Annotated in this window: 12 protein-coding genes; 7 read left to right on the top strand and 5 right to left on the bottom strand. The window is 71.4% G+C overall.

What is annotated here, in order from left to right:
* Both ACQKIP_RS30055 and ACQKIP_RS30050 read right to left on the bottom strand, forming a co-directional pair.
* On the bottom strand, window positions 1-389 hold a 389-nt coding region (locus tag ACQKIP_RS30055), incomplete at its 3' end, for an ATP-binding protein (protein WP_427744676.1).
* 304 nt (window positions 390-693) lie between these two features.
* Window positions 694-1629, bottom strand: coding sequence for a heavy metal transporter (locus tag ACQKIP_RS30050; protein WP_365861877.1), 936 nt, complete (start codon window positions 1627-1629; stop codon window positions 694-696).
* A gap of 62 nt (window positions 1630-1691) precedes the next feature.
* Between ACQKIP_RS30050 and dapE the strand changes: the two genes are divergently transcribed.
* Window positions 1692-2783: a succinyl-diaminopimelate desuccinylase gene (gene dapE, locus ACQKIP_RS30045; protein ID WP_365861878.1), complete on the top strand. Its 1092-nt coding sequence runs from the start codon at window positions 1692-1694 to the stop codon at window positions 2781-2783.
* 87 nt (window positions 2784-2870) lie between these two features.
* Entirely contained in the window at window positions 2871-3626 is a 756-nt protein-coding gene (locus tag ACQKIP_RS30040; protein WP_365861880.1) for a TIGR00730 family Rossman fold protein, read from the top strand.
* An 84-nt stretch (window positions 3627-3710) separates the two neighbouring features.
* Here the strand turns inward: ACQKIP_RS30040 and folP are convergent, their stop codons facing one another.
* Window positions 3711-4571: a dihydropteroate synthase gene (gene folP / locus ACQKIP_RS30035; RefSeq protein WP_365861881.1), complete on the bottom strand. Its 861-nt coding sequence runs from the start codon at window positions 4569-4571 to the stop codon at window positions 3711-3713.
* Window positions 4572-4695: 124 nt separating this feature from the next.
* Here folP and ACQKIP_RS30030 point away from each other — a divergent pair, with 124 nt between their 5' ends.
* Together ACQKIP_RS30030 and ACQKIP_RS30025 are read left to right on the top strand one after the other, a co-directional pair.
* Window positions 4696-5148 (top strand): DivIVA domain-containing protein, encoded by a 453-nt coding sequence (locus ACQKIP_RS30030; RefSeq protein WP_365861883.1) that lies wholly within the window; start codon window positions 4696-4698, stop codon window positions 5146-5148.
* On the top strand, window positions 5145-5738 hold the full coding sequence (locus tag ACQKIP_RS30025; RefSeq protein WP_365861884.1) for a DNA-3-methyladenine glycosylase I: 594 nt from the start codon (window positions 5145-5147) through the stop codon (window positions 5736-5738). Before ACQKIP_RS30030 ends, ACQKIP_RS30025 begins: the two co-directional genes overlap by 4 nt.
* A 4-nt stretch (window positions 5739-5742) precedes the next feature.
* Here ACQKIP_RS30025 and ACQKIP_RS30020 read toward each other — a convergent pair whose 3' ends face one another.
* Window positions 5743-6543 (bottom strand): enoyl-CoA hydratase/isomerase family protein, encoded by an 801-nt coding sequence (locus ACQKIP_RS30020; RefSeq protein ID WP_365861886.1) that lies wholly within the window; start codon window positions 6541-6543, stop codon window positions 5743-5745.
* A gap of 320 nt (window positions 6544-6863) precedes the next feature.
* On the opposite strand from ACQKIP_RS30020, the gene ACQKIP_RS30015 reads away from it, so the two are divergent.
* On the top strand, window positions 6864-7031 hold the full coding sequence (locus tag ACQKIP_RS30015) for a DUF3117 domain-containing protein (protein ID WP_361181733.1): 168 nt from the start codon (window positions 6864-6866) through the stop codon (window positions 7029-7031).
* A gap of 128 nt (window positions 7032-7159) precedes the next feature.
* Here ACQKIP_RS30015 and ACQKIP_RS30010 read toward each other — a convergent pair whose 3' ends face one another.
* Window positions 7160-7858, bottom strand: coding sequence for an O-methyltransferase (locus ACQKIP_RS30010; RefSeq protein ID WP_365861941.1), 699 nt, complete (start codon window positions 7856-7858; stop codon window positions 7160-7162).
* A 153-nt stretch (window positions 7859-8011) separates the two neighbouring features.
* Between ACQKIP_RS30010 and sigE the strand changes: the two genes are divergently transcribed.
* On the top strand, window positions 8012-8779 hold the full coding sequence (gene sigE, locus ACQKIP_RS30005; protein WP_361181732.1) for an RNA polymerase sigma factor SigE: 768 nt from the start codon (window positions 8012-8014) through the stop codon (window positions 8777-8779).
* The coding region (locus tag ACQKIP_RS30000; protein WP_427744672.1) for a zf-HC2 domain-containing protein at window positions 8776-9864 on the top strand (1089 nt) is incomplete at its 3' end. The genes sigE and ACQKIP_RS30000, both read left to right, overlap by 4 nt.

Raw genomic sequence — 9864 nt, 5'->3', positions numbered from 1 at the left:
CCGACGGTGTCGGTGGGCAGGCCGCCCTTGGTGGCCGTCTCCGTGGTCTCGCCGACCGCGTCACCGGCGTTGCCCGCGAGGTCGCCCGCGGCCTTCTGCGCCACGGGGGTCGTGGTCTTGGCGCCGGTGCCGACGACCTTGCCCGCGGCCGGGACGCCCTTCTTCACGGCCTTGCTGCCGGTCTCACCCGCGAGACCGGTGGCGCTGCGCGATGCGCCGTCGACGGTGTTGCCCAGACCTGCGGTGTCAAGCGAGCTCACACCACCGAGGTCGGGGCTGGCGGGAAGCTCGGCGGCGCTTGCGGAGCCGGCCGCACCGACCACGGGAGCCGCCCCCGCTGCGATGAGCAGCGCGGCGCGGGCGATCCGGCGGGTCAGGGGGAGGGACATGATGCTCCTTCAGACGGGAGAGAACGTTGGTGTGCCCGGGCCGGATGGTGTCCGGCGCTCAGACGCAGTGACTACCGCTCGAAGCCCTCGAAGGTTGCGGTGAGCGAACGTAAAGAATTGGCAATGCATCGCATAATCTGCTGTGGATAAAAACGGGCAAAAGACTTGCCGCGCGAGGGTCTGCTGAATCGTCAATGCCCTGTGTTCGCAAGGGCTTTGGCATGTACGGGGTGGAGTACGCGAAAACCCGGGCGGCAGGTCGCCCCTGAGTGATCAGCGTGGCTCTATCGGGTGATGCGCCGCACTAATGACCAACGACAATTCGGACCTGGTCCGTGCCGTTTCCGGCGCCGGCGCGCTGCCCGCCGGCGCTCTTTTCGCCCGCCTTGCCCTGCTTGCGCCATTCCTTGCCCGCGTCGGCGGTGCTCCACTCCCGGCCGCCGTACGAGACGCGCTCGATGCCGAGCGCGAACGCCCTGGCCACCGCCCAGTGCGCGAGCTCCCAGCCCCGCTGCCCGGCCCCGCCCTCCGTGCCGCCCGCCGCGGCGTCCACCGGCACGGTGACCGTGCCGCCGGGGCCGCTCACCGGCGCGACGTCGCGGCCGAAGTCGCGGATCAGGGCCGCCCGCACCTTCGCCGGGTCGCCCGGCTCGTCGGCCGTGCGGCCCTCGCAGGTGAGGGTGGCGGGGGAGCGGCCGGTCAGCGCGGCGGCGAGCAGCGCGGCGTCCGGCTCGTGCTTCGCGTACGCCTGGGGGAAGCCGCTGCGCTGCACGCGCTGGGCGGCGACGGTCAGGGGGAGGCGTGAATAGCCGGGGACGTCTTCGAGATGGGCGTAGAAACGCGCCGCCGAGTACGCCGGGTCCATGATCTGCCGCGCGTTCCCCCAGCCCTGCGTGGGGCGCTGCTGGAAGAGGCCGAGCGAGTCCCGGTCGCCATGTCTGATGTTGCGCAGGCCCGACTCCTGGAGGGCCGTCGCCAGAGCGATCGTGATGGCCCGCTCCGGCATGCCGCGCGCCGTGCCCACGGCGGTGACCGTCGCCGCGTTCTCCGCCTGGTCCGCGCCGAATGTGTACGACGCCCCGTCGCCGTTGCCCGAGACGACCTTGCAGCGCGGATCGGCCTTGCCCCCGAAGACGTACTGCACGGCCACATAAGCCACGAGCGCGAGAAGGACCGCGACGGCGGCCCCGGTGCGCGGGAGGCGGCCGCGCCGGAAGAGGGTGGGGGGCTGCTCAGGCACGCGACCAAGGTACTGGAGGCCACCGACACGGCGGTGCGGCCAGTGGCGTTAGGGTCGAAGCCATGGCTCAGACCTCACACGACGCGTCGCTGGACCTCACGCTCGACGCCGCCGCGCTCACCGCCCAGCTGGTCGACTTCCCGTCGCCGAGCGGCGAGGAGAAAGCACTCGCGGACGCCATCGAGACGGCCCTGCGCCGCCTGCCGCACCTCACGGTCGACCGGCACGGCAACAACGTCGTGGCGCGCACGAACCTGGGCCGGGCCGAGCGCGTGATCCTCGCCGGGCACATCGACACCGTCCCGATCGCGGACAACGTGCCCTCGCGCCTGGACGAGGACGGCGTCCTGTGGGGCTGCGGAACCTGCGACATGAAGTCGGGCGTCGCCGTCCAGCTGCGCATCGCGCAGACCGTGACCGAGCCCAACCGCGACCTCACCTTCGTCTTCTACGACAACGAAGAGGTCGCCGCCCACCTCAACGGCCTGGGCCATGTGGCAGAGGCCCACCCCGACTGGCTCGCGGGCGACTTCGCGATCCTCCTGGAGCCGACGGACAACCAGGTCGAGGGCGGCTGCCAGGGCACGCTGCGGGTCTTCCTGAAGACGAAGGGCACGCGCGCGCACTCCGCGCGCGCGTGGATGGGCTCGAACGCCGTCCACAAGGCCGCGCCGATCCTGGCGAAGCTCGCCGCGTACGAACCGCGCACGCCGGTCGTCGACGGCCTGCGCTTCCACGAGGGCCTCAACGCCGTACGCGTCGAGGGCGGCGTCGCCACCAACGTCATCCCCGACGAGTGCACGGTCGTCGTGAACTTCCGCTACGCGCCGGACCGCAGCGAGGAGGAGGCGGAGGCCTTCGTGCGCGACTACTTCGCCGACTGCGAGATCGACGAGTTCATCGTCGACGACCACACGGGCGCCGCCCGCCCCGGCCTTGACCACCCCGCCGCCGCGGCCTTCATGGCGGCGGTCGGCGGCGAGGCCAAGCCCAAGTTCGGCTGGACGGACGTCTCGCGCTTCAGCGCGCTCGGCGTGCCCGCCGTGAACTACAGCCCTGGCAACCCGCTGCTCGCCCACAAGGTCGACGAGCGCGTGCAGGCGTCGCTGATCCCGGAGGCGGAGAAGCGGCTGAGCGCCTGGCTGACATCCTGAGTTCTGTTGAGGGTGCGCCGCATGTAACACCCGTAGACCTACGCTGAAGTGGCACGTCGAGCAAGACCTCAGCGGAAGGGGATGTTCATGGGAAGTCCAGAAGGGCAGGGCCCGCGGGACGAGCAGCACTTGGGGCCCGTGGTGCGGCGGCGGGAGCAGATCACGCCGGGCACCACCGACCAGCGGCTCCTCGACACCGACGCGGAGGGCGAGTCGGAGTGGGTGCACACCGACCCCTGGCGGGTCATGCGCATCCAGTCCGAGTTCGTGGAGGGCTTCGGCGCACTCGCGGAACTCCCCAGCGCCATCAGCGTCTTCGGCTCGGCACGCACACCGGTCGGCTCGCCCGAATACGAAGCGGGCATCCGCATCGGCAAGGCGCTGGTCGACGCGGGCTTCGCCGTGATCACCGGGGGCGGCCCCGGCGCCATGGAGGCGGCCAACAAGGGGGCGCGGGAGGCCAAGGGCGTCTCCGTGGGCCTCGGCATCGAGCTGCCCTTCGAGCAGGGCCTCAACGAACACGTCGACATCGGCGTGAACTTCCGCTACTTCTTCGTGCGGAAGACCATGTTCGTGAAGTACGCCCAGGGCTTCGTGGTCCTGCCCGGCGGCCTCGGCACCCTGGACGAGCTCTTCGAGGCCCTCACCCTCGTCCAGACCCGCAAGGTGACCCGCTTCCCGATCGTCCTCTTCGGGTCGCAGTACTGGGGCGGCCTCGTCGACTGGCTCCGCGACACGGTGATCGCGGGCGGCAAGGCCTCGGAGCACGACCTGCACCTCTTCCACGTCACGGACGACGTGGACGAAGCGGTCGCCCTGGTCACCAAGGAAGTCGGCCGCTAGGCGGCTTTTGCCTGGAGGGCTTTTACCCAGGGGGCTTTTGCCGGGCGGGCTTCTGCTGCGCCCGCCCGGCGGTCGTCACCGGCCCTACGCCAGTCCCCGCCGCGCCACGGCCGGGTCCCGGTGCCCGGCGATGGTCGCGACCATGTCGACCACCTGGCGCGTCTCCGCGACCTCGTGCACCCGGTACACCTGCGCCCCCAGCCACGCCGACACCGCGGTCGTGGCCAGCGTGCCCACCACGCGCTCCTTGACCGGCTTGTCGAGCGTCTCCCCGACGAAGTCCTTGTTGGACAGCGACACGAGGACGGGCCACCCGGTCGCGACCATCTCCCCGAGCCGCCGCGTCGCCTCCAGGGAGTGCCGCGTGTTCTTGCCGAAGTCGTGGCCGGGGTCGATCATCACGGACTCGCGCGGCACCCCGAGCGCGACCGCGCGTTCGGCAAGACCGACGGTGACCGAGAGGATGTCGTCCATGACGTCGTCGTACGTCACCCGGTGCGGGCGGGTCCGCGGCTCTGCGCCACCGGCGTGCGTGCACACCAGGCCCACGCCGTAGCGCGCGGCGACCTCCGCGAGCCGGGGGTCGACACCGCCCCACGCGTCGTTCAGCAGATCGGCGCCCGCCTCGCAGACCGCCTCGCCGACCTCGTGCCGCCAGGTGTCGACGCTGATCACGACGTCCGGGAAACGCTTGCGCACATCGGCGACGAAGCCGACCGTCCGCCGCGCCTCCTCCTCGGCCGTGACTTCCTCACCGGGACCGGCCTTGACACCGCCGATGTCGATGATGGCGGCGCCCTCTGCCACCGCCTGCTCGACACGGGCGAGCGCGGGCTCGTCGCGGAACGTGGCGCCCTGGTCGTAGAAGGAGTCAGGGGTCCGGTTCACGATCGCCATGATCACCGGCTCGTGCGCGTCGAATTCACGCCTGCCAAGCCTGAGCATCCCCTGTGAGCCTCCTCGTTCGGTGCCGTCCTTCGGCCGCCTGCGACCTTAACTGTCACAGGCTCATGGCACGATCAGACCCTGACAGTTTGAGCACGGCAGTCGAGCGTGAGGGCCTGTAGAGATGGTCTTGTTCTTGTTCCTGGTCATCGCCCTCGTCGTGGTGGTCGGCGCGGTGACGCTGGCCGTGGTCGGCGGCGGTGAGCGCGCCGTGCTGCCCGACGTGGCGGCCGAGCGGTTCACCGATCCGCTGCCCCCGGACCGCGCCCTGCGCCGCGCGGACGTGGAAGAGCTGCGCTTCCCGCTGACCCTGCGGGGCTATCGCATGGCGGACGTGGACGACGCCCTCGGCCGCCTCGCCGCTGAACTGGCCGAGCGTGACGCCCACATCGCGGAGCTCGAGGCGGCCCTCGCCGGCGCCCAGGCCACCGCGGTCGGCGGCCCCGGCCTCCTCAAGACGCACGCCCCGGCGTCGCTGACCGAGGACCAAGAGGACCGGGCCACCCCGGAGAGCTCCCCGGAGAACTTCCCGAAGAACTCCCCGAAGGATGCCGTCGAAGAGGAGAACGACCGGTGAGCGGCGACGCGCTGGCGGGCCCGGACGGCAGACTGCGCTGCCCCTGGGGCCTCTCGACCGAGGACTACGTGGCGTACCACGACGAGGAGTGGGGCCGCCCGGTCCACGGGGACGACGCCCTGTACGAGCGGCTGTGCCTGGAGGCCTTCCAGTCGGGCCTCTCCTGGATCACGATCCTGCGCCGCCGCGAGGGCTTCCGTACCGCCTTCGCCGGCTTCAAGATCGACGAGGTCGCCCGGTTCACGGACGCGGACCGCGAGCGGCTCCTCGCCGACCCCGGCATCATCCGCAACCGCGCCAAGGTCGACGCCACCCTCGCCAACGCGCGCGTGCTCGCCGACTGGGCCGAGGGCGAACTGGACGAGCTGATCTGGTCGTACGCCCCGGACCCCGCCTCCCGCAAGGCTCCGGGCGCCCTGGCCGACGTACCGGCGATCACGCCCGAGTCCACGGCCCTGTCCAAGGAGCTCAAGAAGCGCGGCATCCGGTTCGTCGGCCCCACCACGGCGTACGCCCTGATGCAGGCCTGCGGCCTGGTGAACGACCACCTGGAGGACTGCGTCATCCGCGTCCCCGCGGGCCGCTCCTAAGGCCTCAGCGGCCCAGGTACTTCGGCTTCGCCTTGTCCAGGAACGCCTGGACGGCGATCGCGTGGTCCTCGGAGGCGCCCGCCTTCGTCTGGAGCTCGTCCTCCTTCTCCAGGGTCTCCTCCAGGGTGTGGCCCGCCCCGTAGGCGAGCGACTCCTTGAGGGCGCCGTACGCGAGGGTCGGGCCCTCGGCGAGGGTGCGGGCCAGCTCCTTGGCCTCGGCGGCCAAGTCGGCCTCGGGGACGACCCTGTTGGCGATGCCCAGGTCGTACGCCTCCTGTGCGCCGATGTTGCGCGGGAAGAGCAGCAGGTCGGCGGCGCGGCCGGGCCCGATCAGGCGCGGCAGGGTCCAGGAGACGCCCGAGTCGGCGGTCAGCGCGACCCCGGCGAAGGAGGTGTTGAAGCGCGCGGTGTCCGCGACGATGCGGTAGTCGGCGGCGAGCGCGAAGCCGAGGCCCGCACCGGCCGCGACGCCGTTGACGCCCGCGACGACCGGCTTGGCCATCCCGGTGAGGGCTCGCAGCACGGGGTTGTAGTGCTCCCGCACCGTGCTCATCGTCTGTCCGGTGCCCGCCTCGCGGTCCGCCATGAGCGTGCCGACGTGTTCCTTGAGGTCCTGCCCCACGCAGAAGGCCCGGCCGGTCGCGGTGAGCAGTACGGCACGGACCGCGGGGTCCGACGCGGCCGACTGCACCGCCTCGCGCAGCGCGACCTTGGCCTCGGTGTTCATCGCGTTCATCGCCTCGGGGCGGTTCAGCGTGATGGTCGCGAGCCCGTCGCTCACCTCGTAGAGCACGGCGTCGGCCATGGTGAATCCCCTCCAGTGGTCCTGCGGCGGTCATCTTTGTCCGAGCACAGCATGACGGAGATCATCGGGCTCCGACATGAGGGGAGATATGTGACCTGCGTCAAAGAATTCCCGGCCCGGGAGGCCTGAGAGGCGGCGCAGTATCGCAGGCACATCGCCGAATTGAGTGGTTTTGCGGGCGCGCGTTGCGCAAGCGATGCGGACCGATGTTGGTCATCGGGTCCTGCCATGCGGGATAATGGCCTGGAAGCAATGTGTTCGATGCCGGTGACACCTGGGTTGTCGGCTGCGATGAGCTGGTTTCAGGAAGGGGAACGAGCATGGCGGCCATGAAGCCGCGGACGGGCGACGGCCCGCTCGAGGTGACCAAGGAGGGGCGGGGCATCATCATGCGCGTTCCGCTCGAAGGCGGCGGACGACTTGTCGTCGAACTGACTCCGGACGAGGCCGATGCACTCGGCGACGCCCTGAAGAAGGTCGTCAGCTGACGCGGAAGCGCCCATACTTTTTCACTGCCCCGGCATCGTCGTGAGACTGCCGGGGCAGTGCTGTGTCCGGGCTGTGTCCGGGGTCGCGGAGGCGCCCGCGGGGAAGAACCGCTCGGCCCGCGGCGCGCTCAGCGCTTGACGGCGCAGAGCAAGCCGTCGCCCACCGGGAGCAGCGCCGGCATCAGGTCCTGGCTCTCCCGCACCGCGCGCAGCAGCTCGCGGATGCGCAGCACCTCGGCGGGCTGCGGCCCGGAGTCCACGGTCCGGCCGTCGGAGAAGGCGCCCTCGAAGCAGACGAGCCCGCCGGGCCGCAGCAGGCGCAACGATTCAGCGAGGTAGTCGAGGTACTCCGTGCGGTCGCCGTCACAGAACACGAGGTCGTAGCCGCCGTCCGCGAGGCGCGGCAGTACGTCCAGTGCGCGGCCGGGGATGAACCGCGCGCGGTTGCCCGCGAACCCGGCGGCGCGGAAGGCCTCCCTGGCGAACTGCTGGCGGTCGGGCTCGGGGTCGACGGTGGTCAGGACGCCGTCGGGCCGCATTCCGTGCAGGAGGTGGAGCCCGGACACGCCCGTGCCCGTCCCGATCTCGGCGACGGCTTTGGCGTCCGCCGTGGCGGCCAGCAGGCGCAGTGCGGCACCGGTACCGGGAGACACCGAGGGCAGCCCCGCGTCCCTGGCCCGGTCGCGGGCCCAGCGCGCTGCTTCGTCCTCGGCGACAAAGGCGTCGGCGAACGCCCAGCTCGTCTGCCGGTTGCCGGTAATGGCCCTCTCCTGTCCCCGCGGGTGCCTGGCCGTGACTGTATCCGTAAGGGGCGGGAACCCGCAGATGGGACCGGGCGTTTAGTAGGGGTGAGCGGACGCCGGGGGTAACGAATGGATCAAGACTGGCGGCGGGCCCTTCGGCCAGGCAGGACACCTGGCAGGAAGCCCGTACCAAATTCCAGTAAAAACGCTTATCCGGAGCTAACGGGCGAGGTGGTTATGGTAGGGGCTCCACTGGACACCACCAGAGCCGACAGGGGAGGTGCGGCTGCGTCCGGCGATCGGGGAGGAGTGCTGAGGCGCTTTCTCGGATTGGCGGGTGAGCCGAAATCCGTGACCGACACCGCTGACCGTTTCCACGCAGCCAGTTCCGCTCAGACCGCGACCTTTGCCGCTGATGCGGAATCGCAGGCGTGGACTCCGCCCACCTGGGAGGAGATCGTCAGCACGCACAGCGGACGGGTCTATCGCCTGGCATACCGCCTGACCGGCAATCAGCACGACGCCGAGGACCTCACCCAAGAGGTCTTCGTCCGTGTCTTCCGGTCCCTGTCGACCTACACCCCCGGCACGTTCGAGGGCTGGCTGCACCGCATCACCACGAACCTCTTCCTGGACATGGTGCGCCGCAAGCAGCGCATCCGCTTCGACGCCCTCGGGGACGACGCGGCGGAGCGCCTCCCCAGCCGCGAGCCGTCGCCGCAGCAGGTCTTCAACGACACGCATTTCGACGCGGACGTGCAGCAGGCGCTCGACACCCTGGCTCCCGAGTTCCGCGCGGCAGTGGTCCTGTGCGACATCGAAGGCCTCTCGTACGAGGAGATCGCCGCGACCCTGGGCGTCAAGCTGGGCACGGTCCGCAGCCGTATCCACCGTGGCCGTTCGCAGCTGCGCAAGGCCCTTCAGCACCGGTCGCCCGAGGCCCGCGCCGAGCGTCGCTCGCTCGCAGGAGCCGTGGCGCCGGGAGGAGGGGGCGCGACCGCGTGAGTGGATCACGGTCGAATCCTGTTGAGCGGCGGCTGGCCGAGCAGCATCTGGGGGACCGGCTCGCAGCCCTGGTGGACGGCGAGCTGGGCCATGACGCGCGCGAGCGCGTCCTCGCGCATCTCGCCACCTGTCCGAAGTGCAAGACCGAGGCCGACGCCCAGCGGCGGCTCAAGAGTGTCTTCGCCGAGGCAGCGCCGCCGCCTCCGTCCGAGAGCTTCCTCGCCCGCCTCCAGGGTCTTCCCGGCGGTGGCAGCGAGCCTCCCTCCGGGCCCAAACCCCCTGGCAGCGGCGGCTTCGCCACGTCGGACACCGAGTCAGGGCTGCCCCCGACCGGCGTCTTCGGCGTGCGGCCGGAGACCTTCGGTTATGCGCCGTCGGGCGCCCATGCCGCGGTGCTGCCCGGCTCGGGGCGCGGTTTCCGCATCCATGACGTCGACCGGCACGACGTGGGCCGGCACGACGTCGGTCGTCAGGAGGCCGAGCGGTCGATGTGGCGCGGGAGGCGGTTCGCCTTCGCCGCCGCTGGCGCGGTGTCGCTGGCCGCGATCGCCCTTGGCGGCGTCACGACGGGCATCCCCGCCGACCCCGGTGAGCCGCGCGCGGGCTCGGGCAGCAGCAACAGCTCGGGCAGCAACAGCGCCGGCGGCAACAACTCGGGCAACAACAGCAACGCCTCGCCGATGCGTTCGCAGGGCTCGGGGGCCACGACGGCTCCCGACTCCGTGCGCCGCCGCGGCAGTGGCCCGTTGTCCGCGCAGGGACCGCGTCCCGGCGTCCTGGCGGCGCCGGTCGCGCCGACACAGGCGTCCGGGCCGCTGCTGCCCGGCGTGACGGCGCGGGGGCCCCGCGTCCAGCAGCCCGAGCCCGTGACCGCGCGGCACGAGGTCACGGCGCCGATGCTGACGGGCGCGGCGGTCATGTCCCCTTTCATACGGCCGGTCTCTCCCGTCGCACCGGGCGGCACGTCTCCCGTCGGCTCAGCGTCGACGCCGGGCGAGGCGACTCCGGACGGCGAGGGGGAGCCGACGCAGACCGCGGCGGCGTCGTCGCCCATCGAGGGCACGCTGCAGGGCACTTCGCAGATC

The sequence above is a fragment of the Streptomyces sp. NPDC059900 genome, from assembly GCF_050270335.1.
GTDB lineage: Bacteria > Actinomycetota > Actinomycetes > Streptomycetales > Streptomycetaceae > Streptomyces.
This window is presented reverse-complemented; position numbering and strand designations above follow the sequence as displayed.

What these genes read in the sequence shown, in the direction of transcription:
- dapE (WP_365861878.1), top strand. Translation starts at nt 1,692, where the DNA reads ATGGCTCAGACCTCACACGACGCGTCGCTGGACCTCACGCTCGACGCC.
- ACQKIP_RS30040 (WP_365861880.1), top strand. Translation starts at nt 2,871, where the DNA reads ATGGGAAGTCCAGAAGGGCAGGGCCCGCGGGACGAGCAGCACTTGGGG.
- folP (WP_365861881.1), bottom strand. Translation starts at nt 4,571, where the DNA reads ATGCTCAGGCTTGGCAGGCGTGAATTCGACGCGCACGAGCCGGTGATC.
- ACQKIP_RS30030 (WP_365861883.1), top strand. Translation starts at nt 4,696, where the DNA reads ATGGTCTTGTTCTTGTTCCTGGTCATCGCCCTCGTCGTGGTGGTCGGC.
- ACQKIP_RS30020 (WP_365861886.1), bottom strand. Translation starts at nt 6,543, where the DNA reads ATGGCCGACGCCGTGCTCTACGAGGTGAGCGACGGGCTCGCGACCATC.
- ACQKIP_RS30015 (WP_361181733.1), top strand. Translation starts at nt 6,864, where the DNA reads ATGGCGGCCATGAAGCCGCGGACGGGCGACGGCCCGCTCGAGGTGACC.
- sigE (WP_361181732.1), top strand. Translation starts at nt 8,012, where the DNA reads ATGGTAGGGGCTCCACTGGACACCACCAGAGCCGACAGGGGAGGTGCG.